23 protein-coding genes, 2 tRNA genes and 2 pseudogenes are annotated in these 22,554 nt (G+C 64.3%); 8 read left to right on the top strand and 19 right to left on the bottom strand.

Features of this window, described 5'->3' with window-relative positions; genetic code table 11:
* The first annotated feature begins 232 nt into the window (after window positions 1-232).
* The 4 genes and pseudogenes from AX729_RS39500 to AX729_RS41730 all read left to right on the top strand — a co-directional run.
* Window positions 233-838, top strand: coding sequence for a hypothetical protein (locus AX729_RS39500; protein ID WP_156456817.1), 606 nt, complete (start codon window positions 233-235; stop codon window positions 836-838).
* Window positions 839-1,830: 992 nt separating this feature from the next.
* Window positions 1,831-2,109 carry a hypothetical protein gene (locus tag AX729_RS39495; protein ID WP_156456816.1) on the top strand — a complete coding sequence of 93 codons (279 nt, stop codon included), beginning with the start codon at window positions 1,831-1,833 and terminating at the stop codon, window positions 2,107-2,109.
* Window positions 2,110-2,131: 22 nt separating this feature from the next.
* A complete protein-coding gene (locus tag AX729_RS08780; RefSeq protein WP_061022070.1) occupies window positions 2,132-2,500 on the top strand; it encodes a hypothetical protein in 369 nt (122 codons plus the stop codon).
* A gap of 96 nt (window positions 2,501-2,596) precedes the next feature.
* Window positions 2,597-3,754 (top strand): annotated as a pseudogene (locus AX729_RS41730) (recombinase family protein); the annotation flags it as partial.
* Between the two features lie 513 nt (window positions 3,755-4,267).
* On the opposite strand, the gene AX729_RS08765 reads toward AX729_RS41730, so the two are convergent.
* The 9 genes from AX729_RS08765 to AX729_RS08725 all read right to left on the bottom strand — a co-directional run bounded on the left by AX729_RS08765 (window position 4,268) and on the right by AX729_RS08725 (window position 10,280).
* A tRNA-Phe gene (locus AX729_RS08765) sits at window positions 4,268-4,343 on the bottom strand.
* Between the two features lie 186 nt (window positions 4,344-4,529).
* Window positions 4,530-4,712 (bottom strand): DNA gyrase inhibitor YacG, encoded by a 183-nt coding sequence (yacG, locus tag AX729_RS08760; RefSeq protein WP_061022064.1) that lies wholly within the window; start codon window positions 4,710-4,712, stop codon window positions 4,530-4,532.
* Window positions 4,713-4,868: 156 nt separating this feature from the next.
* Entirely contained in the window at window positions 4,869-5,498 is a 630-nt protein-coding gene (locus AX729_RS08755) for a Maf-like protein (protein WP_057027605.1), read from the bottom strand.
* A 156-nt stretch (window positions 5,499-5,654) separates the two neighbouring features.
* On the bottom strand, window positions 5,655-6,122 hold the full coding sequence (locus AX729_RS08750) for an arsenate-mycothiol transferase ArsC (protein ID WP_061022062.1): 468 nt from the start codon (window positions 6,120-6,122) through the stop codon (window positions 5,655-5,657).
* A 71-nt stretch (window positions 6,123-6,193) separates the two neighbouring features.
* Entirely contained in the window at window positions 6,194-6,691 is a 498-nt protein-coding gene (locus AX729_RS08745; RefSeq protein ID WP_061022060.1) for a UPF0262 family protein, read from the bottom strand.
* Entirely contained in the window at window positions 6,688-7,983 is a 1,296-nt protein-coding gene (hisD, locus tag AX729_RS08740; RefSeq protein WP_061022058.1) for a histidinol dehydrogenase, read from the bottom strand. Before hisD ends, AX729_RS08745 begins: the two co-directional genes overlap by 4 nt.
* A 146-nt stretch (window positions 7,984-8,129) precedes the next feature.
* Complete coding sequence (locus tag AX729_RS08735; protein WP_061022056.1) at window positions 8,130-8,573, bottom strand: DUF2948 family protein; 444 nt, start codon at window positions 8,571-8,573, stop codon at window positions 8,130-8,132.
* A gap of 82 nt (window positions 8,574-8,655) precedes the next feature.
* Complete coding sequence (locus tag AX729_RS08730) at window positions 8,656-9,315, bottom strand: NAD(P)H-binding protein (protein WP_061022143.1); 660 nt, start codon at window positions 9,313-9,315, stop codon at window positions 8,656-8,658.
* A gap of 26 nt (window positions 9,316-9,341) precedes the next feature.
* Complete coding sequence (locus AX729_RS08725; RefSeq protein WP_061022054.1) at window positions 9,342-10,280, bottom strand: SDR family oxidoreductase; 939 nt, start codon at window positions 10,278-10,280, stop codon at window positions 9,342-9,344.
* 89 nt (window positions 10,281-10,369) lie between these two features.
* On the opposite strand from AX729_RS08725, the gene AX729_RS08720 reads away from it, so the two are divergent.
* Window positions 10,370-11,011, top strand: a complete 642-nt coding sequence (locus tag AX729_RS08720) for a TetR/AcrR family transcriptional regulator (RefSeq protein WP_061022051.1) — start codon at window positions 10,370-10,372, stop codon at window positions 11,009-11,011.
* A 6-nt stretch (window positions 11,012-11,017) separates the two neighbouring features.
* On the opposite strand, the gene AX729_RS08715 is transcribed toward AX729_RS08720, so the two are convergent.
* The 5 genes from AX729_RS08715 to AX729_RS08690 form a co-directional block, all read right to left on the bottom strand.
* A complete protein-coding gene (locus AX729_RS08715; protein ID WP_061022050.1) occupies window positions 11,018-11,842 on the bottom strand; it encodes an alpha/beta fold hydrolase in 825 nt (274 codons plus the stop codon).
* Between the two features lie 164 nt (window positions 11,843-12,006).
* Window positions 12,007-12,516 (bottom strand): hypothetical protein, encoded by a 510-nt coding sequence (locus AX729_RS08710; protein ID WP_061022048.1) that lies wholly within the window; start codon window positions 12,514-12,516, stop codon window positions 12,007-12,009.
* A gap of 232 nt (window positions 12,517-12,748) precedes the next feature.
* Window positions 12,749-13,057 carry an EthD family reductase gene (locus AX729_RS08705; RefSeq protein ID WP_035706504.1) on the bottom strand — a complete coding sequence of 103 codons (309 nt, stop codon included), beginning with the start codon at window positions 13,055-13,057 and terminating at the stop codon, window positions 12,749-12,751.
* Window positions 13,058-13,292: 235 nt separating this feature from the next.
* Window positions 13,293-14,999 carry an FAD-dependent oxidoreductase gene (locus tag AX729_RS08695; protein WP_061022043.1) on the bottom strand — a complete coding sequence of 569 codons (1,707 nt, stop codon included), beginning with the start codon at window positions 14,997-14,999 and terminating at the stop codon, window positions 13,293-13,295.
* A 39-nt stretch (window positions 15,000-15,038) separates the two neighbouring features.
* Window positions 15,039-15,227, bottom strand: coding sequence for a hypothetical protein (locus AX729_RS08690; protein WP_061022042.1), 189 nt, complete (start codon window positions 15,225-15,227; stop codon window positions 15,039-15,041).
* Between the two features lie 305 nt (window positions 15,228-15,532).
* Here AX729_RS08690 and AX729_RS08685 point away from each other — a divergent pair.
* Both AX729_RS08685 and AX729_RS08680 read left to right on the top strand, forming a co-directional pair.
* Window positions 15,533-15,607 (top strand) — tRNA-Thr (locus AX729_RS08685).
* 94 nt (window positions 15,608-15,701) lie between these two features.
* Window positions 15,702-16,052, top strand: a complete 351-nt coding sequence (locus AX729_RS08680; protein WP_082770385.1) for a RidA family protein — start codon at window positions 15,702-15,704, stop codon at window positions 16,050-16,052.
* A gap of 1,068 nt (window positions 16,053-17,120) precedes the next feature.
* On the opposite strand, the pseudogene AX729_RS08675 reads toward AX729_RS08680, so the two are convergent.
* From AX729_RS08675 to AX729_RS08660, 4 genes and pseudogenes are all read right to left on the bottom strand, one after another.
* Window positions 17,121-17,363: pseudogene (locus AX729_RS08675) on the bottom strand (cyclic nucleotide-binding domain-containing protein); the annotation flags it as partial.
* Window positions 17,364-17,835: 472 nt separating this feature from the next.
* Entirely contained in the window at window positions 17,836-18,330 is a 495-nt protein-coding gene (locus tag AX729_RS08670; protein WP_061022040.1) for a Crp/Fnr family transcriptional regulator, read from the bottom strand.
* A 129-nt stretch (window positions 18,331-18,459) separates the two neighbouring features.
* Window positions 18,460-19,089 (bottom strand): ferric reductase-like transmembrane domain-containing protein, encoded by a 630-nt coding sequence (locus tag AX729_RS08665; protein ID WP_061022038.1) that lies wholly within the window; start codon window positions 19,087-19,089, stop codon window positions 18,460-18,462.
* A 12-nt stretch (window positions 19,090-19,101) separates the two neighbouring features.
* Complete coding sequence (locus AX729_RS08660; RefSeq protein WP_061022036.1) at window positions 19,102-19,605, bottom strand: peptidase associated/transthyretin-like domain-containing protein; 504 nt, start codon at window positions 19,603-19,605, stop codon at window positions 19,102-19,104.
* A 218-nt stretch (window positions 19,606-19,823) separates the two neighbouring features.
* Here AX729_RS08660 and AX729_RS08655 point away from each other — a divergent pair, with 218 nt between their 5' ends.
* Window positions 19,824-20,831, top strand: coding sequence for an LLM class flavin-dependent oxidoreductase (locus AX729_RS08655; RefSeq protein WP_061022140.1), 1,008 nt, complete (start codon window positions 19,824-19,826; stop codon window positions 20,829-20,831).
* Window positions 20,832-20,853: 22 nt separating this feature from the next.
* Here AX729_RS08655 and AX729_RS08650 read toward each other — a convergent pair whose 3' ends face one another.
* Window positions 20,854-22,482 carry a tannase/feruloyl esterase family alpha/beta hydrolase gene (locus tag AX729_RS08650; protein WP_245325094.1) on the bottom strand — a complete coding sequence of 543 codons (1,629 nt, stop codon included), beginning with the start codon at window positions 22,480-22,482 and terminating at the stop codon, window positions 20,854-20,856.
* Window positions 22,483-22,554: the final 72 nt, after the last annotated feature.

The raw sequence follows: 22,554 nt of genomic DNA, 5'->3' as shown, positions 1-22,554 counted from the left end.
GGCTTCAATCAACGCTAGTTCCTCTTGGATTGCTCTGATCGCGTCTTCTGGATTGACGCCGGAAACTACTGTCAGGTCGGCGAGTACCTTGTGGCAGTGCGTCGTCAAACCCGTTAGCGCGCGCAACATTGACGATCAGTTACTCGCCCGGGTCGGCTTTCTTTTTGAATGCCGCGTGGTTGACGCGCAGTAATCGCGCTCAAGCCCCGCCGTTTACAGGCGCCGAGCCGTAATGGACAGGCTCGATAGAAATGGCCAGCAGGTTTTGCAGAGATCTTGCTCTGGGGCTCACCACGATATGCGCCAAAATCTTCGCCGGCGGGGCTTGGTCAGCCACGAAATGTCGCTGAGTCGTGTTTTGAATCACGATGAAGCGCTCTCCAATTATCGGAGCCCCTTGGCTTATTCTTCCGCGGTTGACGTGAGAGGTTGGGTAGCCGTAATTTCCCCTGCTGATATTTCCGGGCACGCAATAGCTGAGGATGGGATGCCACGCTTTTTTGTTAGCTATGATATTAAGAAAGCAACGCCTGATCCGCATCCCGCGTTACTTGAGCTCGCGAGCGAATACGGGTTTGATGTTTGGCTTCCCATGGAAAATGGGGAAATTAAGCGGCTGCCGAATACCACTTTAGTTGGATCGTTTCCGCTGGTGGAGGAGGCGCGGAGCGCCTTCAGAAGGCTTGTCACGGCGACGAGCAAGAAAATCGGACAGACGGTCGTCGTCGAAAAAGTTTTGATAGTCAAGTCGGCGGGCGCGCGTCTTCAATCCGATAAAAAGAAGCCAAAGACCGACACGCTGCGCCTAATAGAGATGGTGAAGAAGGCACGAGGCTAGGCACCTCCTATAGCCGCTGCTCCCCTCGCCCGAAAAATCGCAAGAGATGCTCGACGTGAGGCCTGGATCGTTGAGGCGGTGCGGTGCCAACTTGGTCGGGGAACTCCCCAGAGCTGTTAACACCTCCCGGCGTTGTCCATTTCCTCGGGTGCGAAACCTGCAGCCCTGTCACCATCAGCTCCAAGCCGCTCTTGCTCGCGTTCCAGCTCCTCGAATATGTCAATATAATCCTTGAGGCTGCTTGATGGGCCTATGTGTCGGTCGATCAAATGTCGAAGCTCATCTCGGAAGACTTCGCGATTAAAGGGCATATTCAGCTCCACAAGTCCGCGTCATTGAGCGCGGCTCCAGAAAATCTCTTGGCGTTGGCGATAAAACGTTCTTGTGGCGGATTCCTGTCCTAAACGTGTTGCCAAACCAGCGGGCGCGCGCGATCGACGGCGCACGAGCGTGGCTAAGCGCGGCCCAATGCCACTGCTACATGAGCGGGCGCCGTTGCGAGAGCCAGAAGCGAGAAACTCGCAACCGTTATGGTCCCTTCTCGGACAGACGCTGTCCGGCTCAAGTACGTTGCCGCGCACTTGCTGAAGCCGAACGCTTGAGTATTGGCAACTTATGCCGAACGATCGAAAGGCTTCTCTACGTTTTATCTAAAATCCAACTCTTGCAACGACCGTCAACGCGGGCGTCGACCAAGACAGCACCGATCTTGTTCAATTGGTCTGCAACCTGATCCGCTAAACGTCACTACAGACAGCCTCCTTTGATGGAGGCTTTCGTGGTTGCGGCGATCGCAGCGAAAACAACGGCGAGCAGGTTCACCAGGCAGCACGGGTATCATCTCGGCTGCGGTGAGCCCGCAAGCCGTTGGGCCTCATCCCAGGGCAGCTTCGGCGAACGACACCAGGTCCGTTCTGCCAGCTGGCCGACCCGGCTCCAATTCAAGGCTTGCAGCCTTGATCTTACGCTCAGCAATGCTGCGGGGGCCGGCCGTGGCTAAATCACGCATCACCAAGATCCGGTTGCGGCCGCGAGAGACAGCACCGGCCACGCTCCCGCAGCCACTGGCGACCGGCACGAGGCCGACCAGGACGGCACAGGTTCGTGGCCCCTCTGGCCACTTGCGGCCGTCAGACCCCGAGTTCTGGACCGTGATCAATGAGGTCGCGGATCCCACTCCCATCGCGCCCGCCGAGCTCGACGCCATCGAGCGTTATTTCTCGGCGGTGCTCGATGACGTCTTCGCTCCTTCTCGCAAGACGTCTCCTTAAACCAACCGAAAGGACTGCGACCATGCCCGACAACAACCTCCCGCTCGACACCAACACCATGCCTCGCATGCAGGTCGAGCACTTCGCCAACTTCGCCGTTGAGGCCGCGCTGGGGTTGGTGCTCGCATCGATCGATGCGATCGCCAACAAGACCGATTTCGCCCCCGATCCGGAGAGCTGCTTCAGGGTGCTCGGTCGGCTGCCGGCGATCCGCCAGTTGCGCGAGCTCACGGAAGAGCAGCGTCACGACATGTTCGTGGAAGGCTTCCGTCGCATTCCGAACGGCGCCCAGGAGACGTTTGAGTTGCTGCTCGCCACCAACAGAGAGCTTCTGTGGGAGGGCTTCCGGCAGCGGTGGAATGTGGTCGCAAACGAGGTCCCGCTTCCCTGATCTTAACCCTGCAGGGGAGTCAGGCGAAGTATCACTTCCCCTGATTCCCCTGCATCGATAGACTCTTTTCTTCTGTATCGCGTGAGGAAGCTGCCGATGGCCCGCAAGAACCTTCAAGTCTCAGAAGCTCCCGACAACGCCGCCGGGCCGCGGCCGCGCAATGTCCTGATTTATATTCGCGTCTCAACTGAAAAGCAGAGCAGTAACCAGCTCAGCCTCAACTCACAGGAAAAGAATTTGATCGCGCGCTGCAAGCGCGACGGCGACCATATCGCCGGCATCTTCCGCGAAGAGGGTGAGACTGCGACCAACATGAAGCGGCCGGCGTTCGAGCAGATGATTGCGCGCGCGACCGACGGCACGCGCACTGTCGACGCGATCATGGTGTATTCGTTTTCGCGGGCTTTCCGAAACCAAGTCGAGCAAGAGCTGACCGTCCAAACCCTGCGCAAGCATAAGGTGGAGCTAATCTCGCACGCCGAGCCGCTGGCGAACGATGACACCGGCGACATGTTCAGGAAGTTCATCGGTATCGTCAACGAATACCAGTCTAAGGAGACCAGTCGTTCCACGATGAGAACGATGAAGGCCAATGCTCAGCTCGGCTACTCCAACGGCGGCATCATTCCCTTTGGCTACAAATCCATCGACGCAGAGGTCATCGGCAACAAACAGAAGAAAAAGCTTGCCATCGAACCGGTTGAAGCGGAAGTGGTGATCCGCGCCTTCGATCTGGCCAAGAACGGCGACGGCAATAGCGGCCCGCTGGGCACGAAGAAGATCGCGGAGTGGCTGAACGCGAGCGGCTATCGCTCGCGCAACGGTTCGCTGTTCGGGACCGGCACCGTCCACGAAATGCTCACGCGCCGCGCCTACACCGGCGTGCGGAACTTCAACGAGTTTGATCGCAAGGGCGACGGCGAGCGCAAGGCGCAGTCCGAGATCATCGAATACGAAATTCCCGTCATCATCGACCCGGCGACCTTCGAGGCGGTTCAGGCCCTGCTGGTGTCACGCCGCCCGAGATCTCGTGGGCCGCGGCTCGTCTCGGCGCCGTCCTTGCTGGGCGGCCTCGTCCGTTGCGACTGCGCCAAGTCCTGTGCCCTGACCACCGCTACCGGCACCTCCCGGACCGGCGTCATCTACAGCTATTACAAATGCATCCAGTCCATCAAAAAGGGGCCGCATAAGCACGCCGATGGCGCCTCCTGCAGTAACCGCAAGATTCCTCGTCCGGTCATCGAGAAGCTCGTGGTCGAGGCCCTGCTGAATCAGCTTCTGCAGCCCGAACGGGTGATGGCCATCCTGACCAACCTGAAGGCCCGCCGAGACGACCGGCAGGCGTCTGCTGACCGCCGCCTGGTCGACCTCGCTCGTCAGGTTACCGATGCTGAAGAACGCCTCTCACGTCTCTATGCCTCGATTGAGGCCGGCACCATCGACGGCACGGACCCGACGCTGAAGGAACGCGTGGCCGCCTTGAAGACGACCCGCGACCGGGCTCGTGAGGCCCTCGACTACGCCAGGAAATCCAGCGCGGCCCCGATCGAGATCGACCCTGTGGCCGTCGACCGCTTCATCCGTTTGATGCGCGAACAGCTCGTGTCAGGCGACGTGGCCGCCCGAAAGGCCTACCTCAGCGCGATTGTGGATGCCATCGTTGTGAGCGAGAGCACCATCCGGATCATCGGCTCGAATGACAATATCCGGGCCACGCTCGGCCCGAACGGCGAACCGAGGACCCTGGTTCGTAAATCTGTTCAGGAATGGTGCCCAGGGGCGGAATCGAACCACCGACACTGCGATTTTCAGTCGCATGCTCTACCAACTGAGCTACCTGGGCGTGCTCCAAGAGAGGGGCCAAAGCCCATCGAGCGGGCGGTTTATAGTGGCCCGAGGGCTGCCTGTCCACCCGGCTTCGCCAAGAGGCTTCGCCGGGCGCGGCCCGGCTGTGCACAAGGTGGGGCCAACCTGCCATTGCTACCGCGCGGCGTGGCAACCACACCTTTAATGAATTGATATTACTTAGCTATTCGACGTCGTCCACGTCATCGTCACGGCCGGGGATGACATAGGTGCCTTTCAGCCAGCGGTTCAGATCGACGTCGCGGCAGCGCGAGGAGCAGAATGGGCGGGTGGCCTGTGCCTGCGGCTTGCCGCAGATCGGGCAGGGCTTGAGCGGAGCGGCGGGCGTTTTGACGTGGTCGTCCATGGTCGGGGCGGCTTACGCGGGGTGAGAGAGGTCAAGCGCCTGTCGGCACACGGGTTCCGCGGACGGCGGCGCAGGCGTCGCCGACGAATCCGCGAGGCCAATTCTACTGTGCATGGGGTTGTTTTCGCGAATCTCGCAGGCGCGGGTTCTCGCGGCTCACACCGCGGTGGTGTTGAGCCAGCCGAAGCGGATCGGAAAGCCTTCGCCGCCGAGCAGCGTCGTGGTCTCGTAGAGCGGCAGGCCGACGACGTTGGTGTAGGACCCCACCATCTTGACCACGAAGGAGCCGGCGATGCCCTGCACGGCATAGCCGCCGGCTTTGCCGCGCCATTCGCCGGAGCCGATATAGGCCTGGATGTCGTCCTCCGACAGACGCTTGAAGCGCACACGGGTCTCGACCAGGCGCTGGCGGAATGCCTCGCGCGGCGTGACGAGGCAGATCGCGGTGTAGACGCGGTGGTTGCGTCCCGACAGCAGCCGCAGGCATTGCGCAGCCTCATCCACCAGATTGGCCTTGGGCAGGATACGGCGGCCGACCGCCACCACGGTGTCGGCGGCAAGGATGAAGGCGCCGCGCAGCTCGTCGTCGAGCTGCACCGACTTCAGCGCCGCGTCGGCCTTGGCCCGCGCGAGGCGGTTGGCGCAGGCGCGCGGCAGCTCGCCCCGCTTCGGCGTCTCGTCGACGTCGGCCGGCCGGAGCGCGTCCGGCTCGATGCCGGCCTGGTTGAGCAGCGACAGCCGACGCGGCGAACCGGAGGCAAGTACGAATTTGGGGCGGCCGAGCATCAGGTGATTTGGGGGATGAAGCGGGGTGAATTGCGCGCGGAACCTATCGGAAGGGGGCCGGTTTCACAACCCGGGAACTGGAGGTTTGGTGATTCGAGGCTCCCCACCACGCATCTGCCTGCGCTCTGTGACGCGGGTGTTACGCAAGGTCTCGTGTCAGACTGGCGCCGAGCCCAATTTCGCGAAGCGCCTGCGGATGCGCATCAAGAGCTGATCGCAGACCTCGCGATAGGCGGCAAGTTTCTGGTCGCGGCTGCCTTCGATGGTGGTGGGATCCTGCGTCGGCCAGTACTCGACCTCGGCTGCGAGCGTCCGCGTCAGCTCCAGCGCCTTGTGGTGCGCCTCGGGCGAGAGCGTGATGATGAGGTCGAAATTCAGCCCCTCCCAATCCTCCAGTTCCTCGAAGGTCTGCGGCTTGTGCGCCGAGATGTCCTGGCCGAGCTCGGCCATCACGGACACCGCAAACGGATCGAGCTCACCGCGCTTCGCGCCGGCCGACTTCACGTAGAGGCCTTGCGGAAACATGTGCCGAAGCAGGCTCTCGGCCATCGGCGAGCGCACGCTGTTCATCGCGCAGGCGAACAGCACCGATTGCGGATTGCGGGCGCGTGGCGGATCCGCCATCGCGCTTAGCCTCTTTTGATAGAGGGCATGGCCTTGTCGGAAAACCGCTGCACACTTTTCCGGGCCATGCCCTAACCCTTCCAATGCAGGACGGTGATGAGCGTGAACAGCCGGCGCGAAGTCTCGAAGTCGACCCGCACCTTGCCCTTCAGCCGCTCCTGGAGCGTGCGCGAGCCCTCGTCATGGATGCCGCGGCGGCCCATGTCGATCGCCTCGATCTTGTCCGGCGTCGCGGTCCGGATCGCCTGGTAGTAGCTGTCGCAGATCATGAAATAGTCCTTCACGATCCGCCGGAACGGCGTCAGCGACAACAGGTGCGCGACGACGGGGGTGCCGTCCTCGCGGCGGATGTCGAACATCAGGCGGTTGCCGGTGATGCCGATATGCAGCGTGAACGGGCCCTTCCCGTCCGCGCCCTCGGGCGCGAACAGGTTCTGCTCTATCAGATCGTAGATCGCGATCGCCCGCTCATGCTCGATGTCCGGCCCGGAACGGCCGATCGACTCCTCGTCGAGCGTGACGCCGACGATGCGATTGGTCGAGTCGTCCTGTTCGGGCGGCTTTGTCATGACAGATTGAGGCGCAATCCAATCGAGCGCGAGTGGGCGTCCAGCCCCTCCGCCTTGCCGAGCGTCATCGCGGCCGGACCGAGCGCACGCAATTGATCGGGTCCGCATTTCAGTATCGAGGTGCGCTTGATGAAGTCGTGCACCGAGAGCCCCGAGGAAAATCGCGCCGAGCGCGCCGTCGGCAGCACGTGATTGGAGCCGCCGACATAATCGCCGATCGCCTCGGGCGTATGGGGCCCAAGGAACACCGCGCCGGCATTGCGGATCTTCGCGGCGAGCGCGTCGGGATCACCAGTCATGATTTCGAGATGCTCGGCGGCGATGGCGTCCGCGAGCGGGATCGCGTCGGCCAGAGTCTTCACCATGATGACGGCGCCGAAATCGGCCCAGGACGCGCCTGCGATCGCCGCGCGCGGCAACGTCTTCAACTGTGCCTCGACCGCCTTTTCGACGTCGGCGGCAAGGCGCGCCGAGTCCGTGATCAGGATCGACTGCGCGCTCGCGTCGTGCTCGGCCTGCGCCAACAGGTCGGCGGCGATCCAGTCGGCATTGCCGGTGTCGTCGGCGATGACGAGCACCTCCGAAGGGCCGGCGATCATGTCGATGCCGACCTTGCCGAACACCAGCCGCTTTGCGGCGGCGACATAGGCGTTGCCGGGTCCGACGATCTTTGCGACTGGTGCGATGGTCGCGGTGCCGTGTGCGAGCGCGGCGACGGCCTGCGCGCCGCCGACACGATAGATCTCGGTGACGCCGCCGAGATGCGCGGCCGCCAGCACCAGCGGATTGAGCTTGCCGTCCGGCGAGGGCACCACCATCACGAGGCGCGAAACCCCGGCGACTTTCGCGGGCACCGCGTTCATCAGCACCGACGACGGATAGGCCGCAGTGCCGCCCGGCACGTAGAGGCCGACGGATTCGATCGCGGTGTAGCGCCAGCCGAGCTCGACGCCGAGCGGATCGGTGAAGCGCTCGTCCTTCGGGAGCTGACGGCGGTGATAGGTCTCGATGCGATCCCGCGCGAGCTTGAGCGCATCCAGCGTCGCGGCATCGCAGGCCTTCACGGCGGCCTCGATCTCGGCGGCGGTGACGCGGAGGCCCGATGCATCCAGCGTCAGGCGGTCGAACTTTGCCGTGGCTTCGAGCAGGGCGGCATCGCCACGCCTGGCCACGTCGTCGACGATCGTACGCGCCGCGGCCTCGACATCGGCCGAAGCCTCGCGCTTGGCGGCGAGGAAGGCGGCGAATCGCTGGTCAAAATCGGCGCTGCTGCGGTCGAGGCGAACGGGCATGTTTCGCTTGGCTTCCGGCTGGTCTTCGGGGGCGGGATCGGCGCACCAGCCCCCTGCTCAATGGCGCGGCCGGGAAGCTGCGTCAACCCTCGGAAGATGCCGTTCCGGCGCGGGCGTAAGCCCATTTGGCTGGTATACGGGCCACTTCACCCCTCCCCCTCAACGCCCGTTCCCAGCGCGTCTGCCCCGAGATCGGTCAGCTCGCATTCCAGGCATTCGACGTCCAGGCGGATGGCGCCGCCCTGGGCGAACAAGAGCAGCGCGCTGCCGCCAGGCTCGTCAGGGCGCCCGTCCTGGGGGTGGAATTCAATGCCGACGAGGTCCAGCACGTTGTCCGGCGCGGCGAGGTCGATGTTGCGCGACTTGCAGGCGAGCACGCGGTCGAAACGGAGCGCGGCGACCAGCCGGCGTGGTTCGGTCTCGCCCTCCAATGTCTGCCCCCAGTCCAGACGGCTCATTCCGACCACGAGCCGCTTCTCGCCCTGCCGCCAGATGATGTCGGAGGTCTGGACCCGGGCGTCCTGGACATGGGTCGAGATCACGGCGAGATCGTCGGCGTCGAGCGCGATCAGTTTGAGCTGGGGCGACATCGCCGAAGCTTCTCCTTGGGAGGGGACAGGGCTCAACGCGCGCGGGCCCCGAAATTTCCGCACAAACTAACGCGCCGGCAGGCTAGAGGCCATTGATATCCTCCATCTCCAGCACCTTGCGCGGGTAGCCCTCCCGGGCAACGCGGATCATGGCGCGGCCGATCTGCTCCGTCGATGTCACGAGCCGCGGCGAAATCCGGCGCAGCACCGACCAGAGCGGCCCGCTCACGGCATAGACAGCCTGCACCCAGGGGGTCTTGGACCGGGCGCCATGCAGGGGCTGGATCGCGCCGGGCCGGAACGCGTAGGCGGCCTTGAACGGCAGTTTGAAGAGATCGTTCTCGGTCTTGCCCTTGATCCGCGCCCACATTCGCGGGCCCCGCTCGGTGGAATCGGTGCCGGCGCCGGTGACATAGGTGAAAATCATCTGCGGATTGAGCCGCGCCAGCGTCGTCGCGGCAGCGAGCGTGAGATCGTAGGTGAGGTGGCGGTAGCGCTGCTCGTTCATGCCGATCGAGGAGACGCCGAGGCAGAAGAAGCAGGCATCGAAGCCGGTCAGCTGCGCCTCGATCGCCGAATAGTCCATGAAATCGTTGTGGATGATCTCGGTGAGCTTGGCGTCGCGCACGCCGGTCGGGCTGCGGCCGACCACGAGCACATGGTCGATGCCGGCGTCGAGCAGGCATTCGCGCAAGACGCCCTGCCCGACCATGCCGGTCGCGCCGAAGATGATGACCTTCATCGAAATGTCTCCAGCGGCCTCGCGGCTCATGCGGCGGCCGCGATCTCGTCGAACGATACACCGGTCAGCGTTGCCGAGGCATCCCAGAGCATGGCCGCCGCAGCGAGATCCCTCGCCTGCGGCATGATCCTCGCCGGCCCGGGCGATCCCTTCAGTTCGTAGAACCCGTTTGGGCCGTAATAGCCACCGGGCTCGGCGTCAGGAGAAGTCGCCGCAAACAGCGTGGGCAGCGCGCCTTCGGCTGCCGACTGGCTGATCCAGGGCTGGAGCAGCCGGCCGACCCGCCCCTGGACGGTGTTGGTGCCCGGACCGTTGGCGATGAGATCGGTCCGCGCGTAACCGGGATGGGCGGCAACGCTCGTCAGGCCCCAGCCGGCAGCGAGGCTGCGGCGTTGCAGCTCCAGCGCAAACATCAGCATCGCCAGCTTGGATTGGCAGTAGGCGCGCCATGGACGATAGGAATGCTTGCCCTGCAGATCGTCGAAATTGATCGCACCGGAGCGGTGGGCGAGGCTCGAGAGATTGACGATGCGAGGCGCCCCGGCGCGGCGAAGCTGGGGCAACAGCCGCGCCGTCAGGGCATAGTGACCGAGGTAGTTGGTGCCGAGCTGCATCTCGAAGCCATCCTCCGTCTGCTGCCGCTTCGGCAGAGCCATCACACCGGCATTGTTGACGAGGAGATCGAGTCGTTCGTTGTCGGCGGCAAAGCGCCGGGCAAAATCGGCGACGGAGGAAAGGCTTGCGAGGTCGAGATGCTCATAGGCGATCAGGGCGTCGGGAAACCGTTCGCAAATGCCTTCGATTGCCCGCAGGCCCTTTGCGTCGTCGCGCCCCGTGAGTATGACGATGGCACCGGCGCCGGCGAGCGCCATTGCCGTCTCGTAGCCGAGGCCGCCCGTCGCCCCGGTCACGACCACGGTCTTGCCGCTGAGTGAGGGGATGTGCGCCGTGGTCCAGTCGGTCATGCCATGTCTCCGCGGCTTTCAGGGATGGGAAAGGCCCGCGACCGGTCTAAATGTGCACTGAGTGCAAGTTTGCAAGAGGTGAAAACGATTTGAAGGCTTCGAAGCTCGCCGGAAAGGGCGTCAAGTCATTGTCCGCAGGAGGAAAATCTCCGGCCGCCACCGGTCTGCGCCAGCGCAAGCGGCAGGAGACCCGCGAGCGGCTGGCCCGCGCGGCGATGACCCTGTTCCTGCAGCGCGGCTTCGAGGCCACCACCATCGACGACATCGCGGCGGCAGCGGACGTGTCGCGACGCAGCTTCTTCCATTATTTCGCGTCGAAGGAAGACGTGGTCGCCGCCTGGCAGGAGGGCGCGGCAAGCGCGCTGGTCGCCGAGATCGTCGCCCGGCCCGCGGACGAATCCATGCTGACGGCGGCGGAGAACGCGATCGCCGCGGCGGTCAAACGGCTCGATCCTGCGGAAGCTGCGGCGATGGCGCGGCTCAAGCGCGACAATCCCGCGCTTCAGGCGCGCGACCAGCTCAAATACGAAAAGATCGAACGCGCGCTGGCCGACGGGCTGGCACAGCGCGCACGCACCAAGTCGGACCGACAGAAAGCGCGGCTCGTCGCCATGATCGCCGCCGGCGCCATGCGCGTCGGCGGCGAGAGCTGGATCGGCGAAGGCGCGCGGGAGAAGCCGGAGGCTTTCGTCAAGCGCACCTTCGATGCGATCCGGGCGATACTGAAGTGAGGTCTCTCACTCCCTGAAGAACGCCAGGAGATCGGCGTTGATGGTTTCCGCGTGCGTGGTCGGCATGCCGTGCGGAAAGCCCTTGTAGGTCTTGAGCGTGCCCTTCTTGAGCAGCTTGGCCGACAGCGGCGCGGAATCGGCGTAGGGCACGATCTGGTCGTCGTCGCCGTGCATGACCAGCACCGGCACGTTGATCTTCTTGAGATCCTCGGTGAAGTCGGTCTGCGAGAACGCGACGATGCCGTCGTAATGCGCTTTCGCACCGCCCATCATGCCCTGGCGCCACCAATTCTGGATCACCGCTTCCGACGGCTGTGCGCCGGGGCGGTTGTAGCCGTAGAACGGGCCGGCCGGGAGATCGCGATAGAATTGCGTGCGGCTGGCGGCGAACTGCTTCTGGAGATCGTCGAACACGCTCTTGGGAAGTCCGCCGGGATTGGCCGGCGTCTGCACCATCAGCGGCGGCACCGCGGAGAGAATCGCAGCTTTCGCCACCCGGCTCTCGCCGTGGCGTGCGATGTAGTGCACGACCTCGCCGCCGCCGGTGGAGTGACCGACATGAAGGGCGTTCTTGAGGTCGAGATGCGCGGTGAGCGCGGCAAGATCGTCGGCATAGTGATCCATGTCGTGGCCGTCGGCGACCTGCGCCGAGCGGCCATGGCCGCGGCGATCATGCGCGACGACGCGGTAGCCGCGCGTCACGAAGTATATCATCTGCGCGTCCCAGTCGTCCGACGACAGCGGCCAGCCATGGCTGAACACGATCGGCTGGCCCGAGCCCCAATCCTTGTAGAAGATCTCGACGCCGTCTTTGGTGGTGATGGTGGGCATTGCACGGCTCCTGTCGTGAGAGAGTCATTTTCGGGGCACGCGCGGCGTGAACCCGGAATCTGGAGATTGTTGAATCGAGCTTCTCAGGTGCGCGATTGCGCACCAGAGTTCATCGCTGCGCGATGCCCCGGAATGACACGTGAATGCGTCGCGCGCGCGAACGGTCAGGCGAACGTCATCGGCCTGAAGCGGCGCCAGGCGCCGATGGTGAGCACCACGAAGAACACCAGCACGATGCCCTGCACCACCGCGAACACGGGGCCGGACGGCGGCGCGGGCGGCACCGCCGGCGCGAGCGCGGCGAGCGCCGGCACCTTCAGGAACGACTGGATCACCAGCACGAAGACGTTGAAATAGAGCGAGATCATCGCGGTCACGATATAGACCGGGCGCCAGACGCCGGCGAGCTTCCTGCCGTACAGCGCGATGCAGGCGATCGCGAGCAGCACCAGCGAGATGATGCCGATGATGTGCGATGGCAACAGCTCCTTGAACGGAAACAGGAATCCGGTGGCGCTGGTGAGGATCGTGGTGAGCAGGAAGATCGCGGTGAGGCCCGGCATCGGCTTCGAGCCGAGCAGGCCGAACATCACGACGAGGCCGGCGACGATGGCGATCAGGCTGATGACGACATGGAGAAGCGTAAGGGCGGGCAGACTCAATCCAAGGACCATGAGGTCTCTCCTACTCTCCGCGTTGAGACGATGAGAGTAGTATTACGGTCCTCATCGGATTACCACCTGCGTTGTCGTCACATGCAGTGGCGCAGCCATGCGTCATCGTGCGAATTGGCAAACGCGTGGCTGAATTTTTCGCATCGCTGTCGCAAATCGCAGCAGATTGCGACGAAAGTTGAATCCGGCGTTGCAACATCGGCCCGCGACCGGCGGGCCGATGCGACGCATCTCACACGTCCTTGGTGTCGAAGATCAGCAAGTCAGCGCCGCCGCTGGCGAATTTCGGCACGTCGGCGCCGGTCGCCTTGCCTTCCGGACTGGCGAATGCCGCTTGAATGTCGGCCACGCTGTCGAAGGTGAGAATGGCAACGAGATGAATCCCGGAAGGACCTGCGGGAGATGCAACCGGCCCCTTGCTGACGGCGTATTTCTTCAGCCCGGGAAGTTTCTTGGCGAGCGGGATGTGCGTCTCGGCATAGTACTTGTCGAAGGCGGCAGCGTCCTTGGGCGTTTTGTAGAGCACGACGATTTCAGCCATTTAGTCCTCCCTTTGAAACTTCTTCTGTTGGATCCTCATGGTGAGGAGGCGCGCCAGCGCCCCTGCGGACGATGCTTCGCATCGCCACGCGAACCATGCAGGCCTGGCTGTTGCATCCAGGCCTTCATCCTTCGAGACGCCGCTATCGCGGCTCCTCAGGATGATGAGATAGTCTGTACTTGCCGGCACGATGGCAAGCCTCATTCCGCTTGCCATTTTCTTCACTTGTCCTTGCCTAGAGCGCCGGTTTTGCGGCGTCGCCGAGATAGCCGTGCAGGGACGCCACGACCTGGGCGCCTTCGCCGATGGCGCCGCCGACGCGCTTGACCGAGCCGGAGCGGACGTCGCCGACGGCATAGACGCCGGGCACGGAGGTTTCCAGCGGCGCCACCAGCTTGCCCTGGTTCTGCTCGGACTGCGCACCTGTCACGACGAAGCCGCCGCGGTCGAGCGTGACGCCGCAGCCGTCGAGCCAGGCGGTGGCGGGATCGGCGCCGACGAACAGGAAGAGATTGCGGATGTCGGCAAAATCCTCGTCGTCCGAGAGCCGGCTCTTCCAGCGGATGCGCCGCAGCAGCGAGGCCTCGTCGCCTTCGAGCGCCGTGATCTCGGTGTTGAACATCAATTCGATGTTCGGCGTGGCTTCGATGCGCTCAATGAGATAGCGCGACATGCTCGCGCCCAGGCCGCCGCCGCGGATGATCATCAAGACTCTCTTGGCATGACCCGACAGGAACACGGCCGCCTGGCCTGCCGAATTGCCGGCCCCAACCAGCGCGACTTCCTCGCCGGCGCAGAGCCGCGCCTCCACGGGCGAAGCCCAGTACCAGACGCCGCGGCCTTCGAACTTGTCGAGGTTCGCGATGTCGGGCCGGCGATAGCGCGCGCCGCTTGCGACCACCACCGCGCGCGAACGCAGGGGATCGCTGCCCTCGAGCGCCACCGAAAATGCACCGTCCTTGCGCGTGCAGTCGAGCGACTTCACCGTCACCGGAATCATGATGTCGGCACCGAACTTCTGCGCCTGGGTGAAGGCACGCGCGGTCAGGGCCTGGCCGGAGATTCCGGTCGGAAAGCCCAGATAGTTCTCGATGCGCGCGCTGGCGCCGGCCTGACCGCCGAAGGCGCGGGTGTCGAGCACCGCGACCGACAGCCCTTCGGACGCGGCATACACGGCGGTGGCGAGCCCCGCGGGGCCGCAGCCGACCACCGCAACGTCGTAGATGCGGTCACCGTTCGCGCCGCCGATCATGCCGATGGCGCGCGCGAGGTCGGTCTCGTTGGGATTGCGCAGCACCGCGCCATCGGCGGTGACGACCAGCGGCCAGTCGTCGGGCTTGGGCAAATACCGCGCGATCAATTCGGCCGCATCGCGATCGCGATCGGGATCGAGCAGATGATGCGGCTGGCCGTTGCGGGTGAGGAATCCCTGCAACCGGACCACGCCGGCGGAGTTCGACGGTCCGATCAGCACGGGACCACCGGCGCCGTCCTGGATCAGATTGACCCGGCGCAGGATCAGCGCGCGCATGATGCGCTCGCCGAGTTCGGCCTCGGCGACCAGCAGCGCACGCAGCCGGTCCGGCGGCAACAGCAGCGTCTCGACATCGCCCTCGGCGCGGCCATCGACCAGCGCAGGCCGGCCGGAGAGCTGGCTGAGCTCGGCCAGGAATTGCCCCGGCCCCTGGTCGATCACCGGGGTGACGTGGCCGAGTCCGTCGCGCTGGGTGATGGCGACATGGCCCTTCAGCACGACGAACATGCCGGGCCCGGGCTTGCCCGTCTCGAACAGCAACTCGCCGTCCGCGAAAGTGCGGATCTCGCCGAACTGCCTGATCCGTTCGATCTCGGCGGGCGTCAGCGCCGGAAAGGTCTGTTCCGGGCGCGCGAATCGCGACAGCTGCGCGTCACGGTCGGTTCGTTGCGGTTGGTCCTGCCCCATTGCCACGTCATGCACTCCACAAATTCCAGCCGTCCGCCTTCAACTGCCGGTCTTGCCGGCGGTCCCCTCATTTAGGGAACCATCGTCGTTCTGCGAGGGGTCGGTGATTGCGGCGCGTTCGCGGGCCTGCATCTTCCGCCGCTTCAGGTTTTCGCGCAGCGCCGATTTCAGGCGGTCGTCCCGGGACGCCCTCGCCTGGCTCGCGTTCTTGTCGGTCTGATCAGTCATCCAGGGTCCATTGACGGGATCGACGACAGGATGCCACCGAAGTGTGGCAGCTCAAGAGGCCAATGCGTGCGAAGCGCGAAATGGAGCCAAGTCCCGCGTTCCGGCAACTACCCGGTTGGCCGGGATATCGGAACCGGAATCGGCGCAAAATCGGAGATTTCGAGCCAAACCGGGCATTTTGGCCCCGATATCGGCCCGATTTTCTCGTCCCGATCAGCCTGGCAAGCTTGCGCAGGAGGGGGGCTTGTGGCAGATATCGGCCCGCTTGGTCGGCCCCTCGGGCGCCCGATTCTTCACCAGCACATGCTGCCGTAGCTCAGTGGTAGAGCACTCCATTGGTAATGGAGAGGTCGACAGTTCAATCCTGTCTGGCAGCACCAGCCTTCGCTATTGAAGCGAGCCTTGTTGAAACAAGCCTTATTGAATCAAGCCTTGAGCCTGGCCAGCGAGCCAGCAACTTCCACGGATGCCATCGTGATCAAACGTTCCCTGCCCTATGAAGGACTGCTCCACGAGATCGTCGAGCATAACGGCGTGCTCTATCTCGGCGGCATCGTCCCCGAGGATGCCGGGCTCGACATGGCAGGCCAGGCCGAGGATGTGCTTCGCCAGCTGAAGACCCTGCTCGAGGGGGCCGGCTCCGATCTCTCCTGCGTTCTGCAGGTGACCATCTTCATGGCTGATCTCGCCGACAAGGCGGCGTTCAACCAGGTTTGGAAGCGCTATTTCACCGCGGAGCATCTGCCGGCACGCGCCGCCATCGGCGGCGCGGATCTCGGCAAAGGCGTCAGGCTTGAGCTGACCGCGATCGCTGCCCGTCGCTGATCCTCAAGCGGCACTGGCGAAGCGAGAACGCCGGGTCATTCCTGCGTTCGCGCATGAAGCAGCATTCTCGCGGCTTGAAGCGCCCGAGTTTTGCTCGTTTCCTTGACCCTCTTCCTTGAAGAGAGCGCAGGGAAGGCCGGGTGCCGGCTGGCACCCTTGATCCGCCGCGCGAAGAATTTGCACACGCAAATGCGCAAGCGGGACAACAGGTAGGCCGGAAAACACCCGGCCTTCCCTGCGCGATGGTTCGACGGCTTATGCGCGCTCTCCCCGGAGCCGAGTTCCTTCTGGCCTCCGTCACCTCGCGAATTGGCGATGCATCGCGACCCGGTTGGGCCCCGATCCATCTCCGCAAGGCTTGACCGTAGCAACGACGGTCAGGACCACGCGCTTTCGCCGTACGCAGCCGGCCCGGCGCCGCCCAAGGGCTTCGCCGGACGTGAGCGCCGTTCGTCCGCACGCAGTGAGACCTCACGAGGTTCATCTCGCCCTGGCCCCACCCTCGCGTGCCCGGCACTGCCGCGTCCACCGCAGCCCGGTCCACGTTCGTGACGACGTACGATCGCCCCTCTCCCCGGACCGGGATGGCGGGAGAGTGCCGTATTTCCGAATTTCGTTAAAGTGGAATATTTTCGCGGCGGAGGGTTGACGGGGTCGAGGTGTTTTGCCCGACGGCGCGCGATGGGGCCGCTGTGGTAAGGTTAATTCTTCCTTTCGATTGTCGGTAAAGTTTTATCTATTATGGTCTTTGGCATTCGTGACGAACCAGAGGTTTCGCCAGTGTTCGCGTTTTGCCTGATCGTGGCTGGGACTGCGCTGCTTCTTTCCGGCATCGTTGCCTTCGGCTTTCATAGAAATTCGCTGCACTCGATGGCACTGCTGTAGCCGTATCAGGGCGCGGGCTTGCGGGACGGGTGGGGCGTGCGCGAGTGAGCGACACACTCCGTCATTGCGAGCGAAGCGAAGCAATCCAGGATCTTTCCGCAGAAGGACTCTGGATTGCTTCGTCGCAAGGGCTCCTCGCAATGACGAGTTGAGACACCTCCGTCACCCCCATCCTGCGCACGATCAATTGTCGTTATCCGCCGCGCGCCGCGCGAACCGATCGTCTGCCCGCCGCAACCGCCGGCACAGCTCGCGATTGATGTTCTGCAGGACGATGACGTAGGCGTGGATGTCGGCCTTGTAGCAGGCGTAGAGATTTTGCGCGGTCAGCTCGTACAGCAGTGTCGGACTTTCCGCGACAACCGTGGCGGAGCGGTTCTGCATTTCGATCAGCGTCATCTCGCCGAAGAAGTCACCGGACTGCAGCCCGTATCGGCGCGAACTATCGCTTCTGATTTATCGATCGTAGGATGGGTAGAGCAAAGCGAAACCCATCAAATCATTCCGCGCGGTGACGAAGCCGATGGGTTTCGCTGCGCTCTACCCATCCTACGCTCTTCGCAAAGATGCAGTCACGCTGTCCTTTTGACCCCTAATTTCATGGTGATAATGTCGTAACCTGCGGTCCGTCCGGGAGGACACCATGGAATGGTTTGACCGGCTGTTTGGAAGGACGTCGTCGCCTCCGACCCGGCTCTTTGCGAGATTCAGGCGGCGGGCACCGACTGATCCCGACCTTCTGAAAATCGCCAAAGACCGGAAAGGGCATGTTTCGCGAAGAGCCGTGCGAGATGAATATGATCGGCTGGTCTTGGAGAAGTACGCGCACGATAAGTCGTGATTTCCAAGCCCCATCGAGCCTTGCGCAGTGGCGAAACATGATGGTTTCGCAACAGCTCTATCCGTCCTGCGCACCATCGATCGAGCCACCCACCTGCCGTGCCGCGAACCGATCATCTGCCCGCCGCAGCCGCCGGCACAGCTCGCGATTGATGTTCTGCAGGACGAGCACGTAGGCGTGGATATCGGCTTTGTAGCAGGCGTAGAGCTTTTGGGCCGTCAGCTCGTACAGCTCGGTCGGGCTCTCCGCGACCACCGTGGCCGAGCGGTTCTGCATTTCGATCAGCGTCATCTCGCCGAAGAAATCACCACGCTCAAGGCCGGAAAGCGGGATGACGCTGCCCGAACTGGCCCGCTTACTCACCGCCAGCCGGCCGGATTTGACGATGAACATCGAGCGTCCCGGCTCGCCCTCCGCCACGACGGTTGCTCCGGCATCGAAGCGGCGCTCGACCAGCATTGAGATCAGGAGGTCGAGGCTCGGCTCCGGGAGACCGCCGAAGAACGGTGTGGCGAGCAGGAACGCCTTCAGATCGGGGATGGTGACGGTCATGGTGCAAGGATATGCCGCGTCACCCTGCACGACAAGCAGAGCGGCGTAGCCCGGATGGAGCGCAAGCGTAATCCGGGGCCATCAACCACGGATGCAGTTGCCCCGGATTTCGCTTGCGCTCCATCCGGGCTACGGGCTCTCCCCGCGCAGCGTCCTTCGCTTTCGCCAGACCTGCAGGTCAATCATGACCTTTGCAGTTGCGGCGACCACCAGCACGCACAGCACGGCCTTCGAGATCGTCTCCATCGTCCCCTCGATCAGCAGGCAATGCACCACGCTGCCTGCGACGATGACAATCGCGAGCGGAATGTGGACGATGCGCCAGGTTCGGAGCCGCAGCCCCAACCGCCGGCGCAGGGCCGCCAGAAGCGCGACGATGAAGATGGCCCACATGGCGGTCACGCCGAAGGGGGAGAACGGCGTCGGCGATGCGTAGGTCAGGGCGTCGATCATGTCGGGCGGGCTGGTGAACCAGAGGCCGGCGACGTGAATCACCACCGCCAGCACCAGCGCGCCGCCGATCCAGTGATGGGCGCGCCGGCCGCGATAGGCCGACAGGCCCGGCAGATATCCGCCGATCAGCAGGGGCTGCATGAGCACGAGACCGAGGGCGATAATCCCGGCGAAGCCGGCGAGGATGTAGACCGGGCCGCGCCATGCGAGTTGCTCGCTTGCCGCAGCAGCGGCGACCGGCACGCCAATGGCCAGGACAAGGGCGGCCCAGATCAGGCTCGCCCGGGCCGATCTCCATCCCCTCATTTTCAGGTCAGCTCAGGCCGGCTGCAGCACGAAGTGCGCCTCGAGGCTGGTGTCCTTGGCGCTGCGCATCACCGGCCGCAGGAAGACGGTCTTGAACTCGCCGCTGTCATAGGCGAGATGGCCATGCGGCTGGCCGAAGATCGGGATGATCTGCGGCATCTCGAGCCGGAACTTGCCGTCCTTGTCGGTGAGCGTGGCGCCATGGCTCTGCGGCTCGTGCTCCTGCCCTTCGACCGTGTGCGCCCAGATCTGGATGCGCTGCCCGGCGAGCGGAGCGCCGTCGCCGGCGCGGCGCACCGTGCCGCTCATCCAGAAGCCGCCCTTGCCGATTCGCTCTACGATCGCCGCGCCCTTGCGGTAGTTGTTGGCCCCGCCCGACATCGACTGGGTCGGTGCGAGGCCGTCCGCGCGCGCCGGCAACAGGAGGCCGGGGAAGCCTGATGCCAGGACCCCGGTTGCGAGGACGGTGCCGCCGGCGGCGAGGAGACTGCGGCGGTCGAGTACGACGTTGGTCATGTCAGTTCCTCCCGGCATCGGGGCTCTTGCTCGCGCAAGCTACAACAACAGGCGCAGAACGCCCAGTTGAGACGAAGGGCGCCAGTGGTCGCAATAACAGTGTTGTGAACGGCCATGCCGGCGGCTCAAACTGTTGAGCGGCCGTGTCTTCCCGACATTACATGTGACCCTTGCAGACGCGCATCATCGCGCAGATCCTCCACTCAGGTGCCCCCCGCATGATCCCCTTCTCCGTGCTCGACCTCGCGCCGATTTGCCAGGGCGGCGACGCCGCGCAGGCGTTCCGCAACTCGCTCGACCTCGCCCAGCACGCCGAGAAGTGGGGCTACAAAAGGTTCTGGCTCGCCGAGCATCACAACATGACGGGGATCGCGAGCGCGGCAACGTCGGTGGTGATCGGGCACGTCGCGGGCGGGACCAAGACGATCCGCGTCGGCTCCGGCGGGATCATGCTGCCGAACCATTCGCCGCTGGTCATCGCCGAGCAGTTCGGCACGCTGGAATCGCTCTATCCCGGGCGGATCGATCTCGGGCTTGGCCGCGCGCCGGGCACCGACCAGTTCACCGCGCGGGCGCTGCGGCGCGACCTCGCGACCACGTCCGAGAATTTTCCGCATGACGTGCTGGAATTGCAGGCGCTGCTCGGCGACGTGCAGCCGAACCAGGCGATCCGCGCCGTGCCCGGCATGGGGACCAAGGTGCCGCTGTGGATCCTGGGATCGAGCACCTTCGGTGCGCAGCTTGCCGCGATGCTCGGGCTGCCCTTCGCGTTCGCCTCGCATTTCGCGCCGCAGATGATGATGCCGGCACTGCGCGAATATCGCGCGCGCTTCGAGCCCTCGGCGCAGCTCGACAAGCCCTATGCGATGATCGGCGTCAACGTGTTCGCGGCGGACACCGACGAGGAGGCGTGGCGGATGTTCTCATCGCTGCAACAGCAATTCATCAATCTGCGCCGTGGTACGCCGGGGCCGCTGCCGCCGCCGACCGGCGACATGGACGCGCTGTGGTCGCCGGCGGAGAAGGCCGGCGTCGGCCAGTCGCTGTCGTGCTCCGCGGTCGGCTCGCCTGATGTGGTGGAAGAGAAGCTGAAGGCGCTGATCACTGAAACCGGCGCGGACGAATTGATGACGACGGGGCAGATCTACGATCACGCCGCCCGGCTGCGCTCGTTCGAGATCGCGGCCGAGGTGCGGGATCGGATCGCGAAACAGCCGGTCGCGTGAGCCCCGGTCGCCTCGCGGCCGCCTAAGGCGCAGCGCAGGTGAAGTTCTCGGCCTTCTCGATGCTGCCATGGCCGAGATAGCGCGCCTGGCGCGGATAGGGGCACAGCGGCCGGCTACGTTCCGGCCATGGCGTTTTCGCACCCGCGCGGGCCTCGATGCGCTCGGGCGCGCGTCCCTGCTCAACCCAGGCGACCAGCGGTGTCAGCACGTCGAAACTGTCGGTGGCGGGGCCTCCCGAGCAATGGTTCATGCCCGGCACGAGGAAGAGGCGGGCAAAGTCGGCCGTCTCCTTCTCTGCGCCCACCGCGCTCGTGAGGCGCTTGTACCAGTCCACGGTATCAAGCGCGGAAAAAGTGGGATCGCTGACGCCGTGATAGAGCAAGAGCTTGCCGCGCCGCGCACGGAACCCGGAAAGGTCGACCGAGTTGGCGGAGATTGTCTGCACCGAACTCTCGGGCATCGTCGCGCTGGTGCCGAAGATTTTCGCATGGGCGTCCGTGACGTCGACGGAGCGATAGAAGTCGTAAACGGCCTCCGCTTCGTTGGCCAAGGGCGATTGCGGCGGCGTCATGTAGAGATAGGCCAAGGTCGCACCAAAGGAGACGTTGAAGGCGTTGACGCGGCTGTCGGGCGCCGTGCCGAGAATCCAGCGCCGCCAGCCCTCCGTGGCAACGCCGGCATCATAGGGATAGGACGCATAGATCCGGCGGCCCTGCGCCGTGGCCGGTCCCTGGAAATAGGTTTCGAGCGCTGCGACCTGGCCTGAGGACAGACAGCTCGCGGTCTTTTCGGCCGGACATTGCAGCTTGCGCGGGGAGAAGCGGCAGGCCGGCATGTTGTCGATGATGCCGTCGGCAAGGCCGTCGGACTCGTCGCAGGACTGCAGGATCGACTTGGAGAGCAAATCCATGTCGGCCTGCGACAAGGCCTGCGCCAGGATTGGCCGGCCGTCCGGCGCCGTGGGTGAGATCGCCGCAAAAGCTTGTGTCGACGCGGCGCCAGCAAGGCCCTTCTCGGGCATTCGGAAAGCCGGTGCGCCCGCGGCCACGCCATCGAAATGATCCGGATAGCGCTGCGTGACCATCATGCCGTGACGCCCGCCATTGGAGCAGCCGAGGAAGTAGGAGTAGTTCGGCGGGCGACCGTAATAGGTCTGGATGAGTTGCTTTGCGCGCCGGGTCACCTGATCGTCGGCGCGATAGCCGAAATCGATCCGCGCCTGCGGATCGAGGCCGAAGCTGGCGCCGCCGAGCGGCCCCGGCGCATTGCTGTGGCCGGCATCCGTCGTGACCGTCGCGTAGCCCTGATTGAGCGCACTCGGCTTCCCGCCGCCGGGCTGCGCATCGCCGTTGCCGAGGACGCCGTCGGTGCCGCCCTGCCCCTGAAACACGAAGCGGCCGTTCCAGGCGTCGGGTAGTCTCAGATGCAGGCCGATCGCAAACTTCTGGCCGTCGGCGCCGGTTCGTTCGTCGAGATATGCGATCACCTCGCAATGCGCGGGCAAGCCGCCCGACGCCGGCCGTGCCTGCGCCTCGCTGACACGCATCGCCGCGCCCGACTCGGCCTGAAGCCGATCGCACGCGGTCACCGGCGCGATCGTCTCACCGGCGACTGCCGTGGCGATGGAGACGACGCTTGCGATGCAAGCCAACGTGGCCCGCCAAACCTGACGATGCAGGTTTCTCTGTGCCGAGACAATCAACTTGCGTCCCCCTGTCGCAAA

Source organism: Bradyrhizobium sp. CCH5-F6, from assembly GCF_001556045.1.
Lineage (GTDB): Bacteria > Pseudomonadota > Alphaproteobacteria > Rhizobiales > Xanthobacteraceae > Bradyrhizobium.
The sequence above is the reverse complement of the archived record's forward strand: the minus strand, read 5'-3'. Positions and strand labels throughout refer to the sequence as shown.

Coding starts and splice junctions, on each gene's coding strand:
- hisD (WP_061022058.1), bottom strand. CDS start 7,983: ATGCCCGTTCGCCTCGACCGCAGCAGCGCCGATTTTGACCAGCGATTC.
- yacG (WP_061022064.1), bottom strand. CDS start 4,712: ATGGACGACCACGTCAAAACGCCCGCCGCTCCGCTCAAGCCCTGCCCG.
- AX729_RS08665 (WP_061022038.1), bottom strand. CDS start 19,089: ATGAGGGGATGGAGATCGGCCCGGGCGAGCCTGATCTGGGCCGCCCTT.
- AX729_RS08690 (WP_061022042.1), bottom strand. CDS start 15,227: ATGACTGATCAGACCGACAAGAACGCGAGCCAGGCGAGGGCGTCCCGG.
- AX729_RS08710 (WP_061022048.1), bottom strand. CDS start 12,516: ATGGTCCTTGGATTGAGTCTGCCCGCCCTTACGCTTCTCCATGTCGTC.
- AX729_RS08735 (WP_061022056.1), bottom strand. CDS start 8,573: ATGTCGCCCCAGCTCAAACTGATCGCGCTCGACGCCGACGATCTCGCC.
- AX729_RS08780 (WP_061022070.1), top strand. CDS start 2,132: ATGCCCGACAACAACCTCCCGCTCGACACCAACACCATGCCTCGCATG.
- AX729_RS08705 (WP_035706504.1), bottom strand. CDS start 13,057: ATGGCTGAAATCGTCGTGCTCTACAAAACGCCCAAGGACGCTGCCGCC.
- AX729_RS08755 (WP_057027605.1), bottom strand. CDS start 5,498: ATGCTCGGCCGCCCCAAATTCGTACTTGCCTCCGGTTCGCCGCGTCGG.
- AX729_RS08750 (WP_061022062.1), bottom strand. CDS start 6,122: ATGGCGGATCCGCCACGCGCCCGCAATCCGCAATCGGTGCTGTTCGCC.
- AX729_RS08745 (WP_061022060.1), bottom strand. CDS start 6,691: ATGACAAAGCCGCCCGAACAGGACGACTCGACCAATCGCATCGTCGGC.
- AX729_RS08670 (WP_061022040.1), bottom strand. CDS start 18,330: ATGACCGTCACCATCCCCGATCTGAAGGCGTTCCTGCTCGCCACACCG.
- AX729_RS08655 (WP_061022140.1), top strand. CDS start 19,824: ATGATCCCCTTCTCCGTGCTCGACCTCGCGCCGATTTGCCAGGGCGGC.
- AX729_RS08695 (WP_061022043.1), bottom strand. CDS start 14,999: ATGGGGCAGGACCAACCGCAACGAACCGACCGTGACGCGCAGCTGTCG.
- AX729_RS39500 (WP_156456817.1), top strand. CDS start 233: ATGGACAGGCTCGATAGAAATGGCCAGCAGGTTTTGCAGAGATCTTGC.
- AX729_RS08725 (WP_061022054.1), bottom strand. CDS start 10,280: ATGACCGACTGGACCACGGCGCACATCCCCTCACTCAGCGGCAAGACC.
- AX729_RS08730 (WP_061022143.1), bottom strand. CDS start 9,315: ATGAAGGTCATCATCTTCGGCGCGACCGGCATGGTCGGGCAGGGCGTC.
- AX729_RS08715 (WP_061022050.1), bottom strand. CDS start 11,842: ATGCCCACCATCACCACCAAAGACGGCGTCGAGATCTTCTACAAGGAT.
- AX729_RS08660 (WP_061022036.1), bottom strand. CDS start 19,605: ATGACCAACGTCGTACTCGACCGCCGCAGTCTCCTCGCCGCCGGCGGC.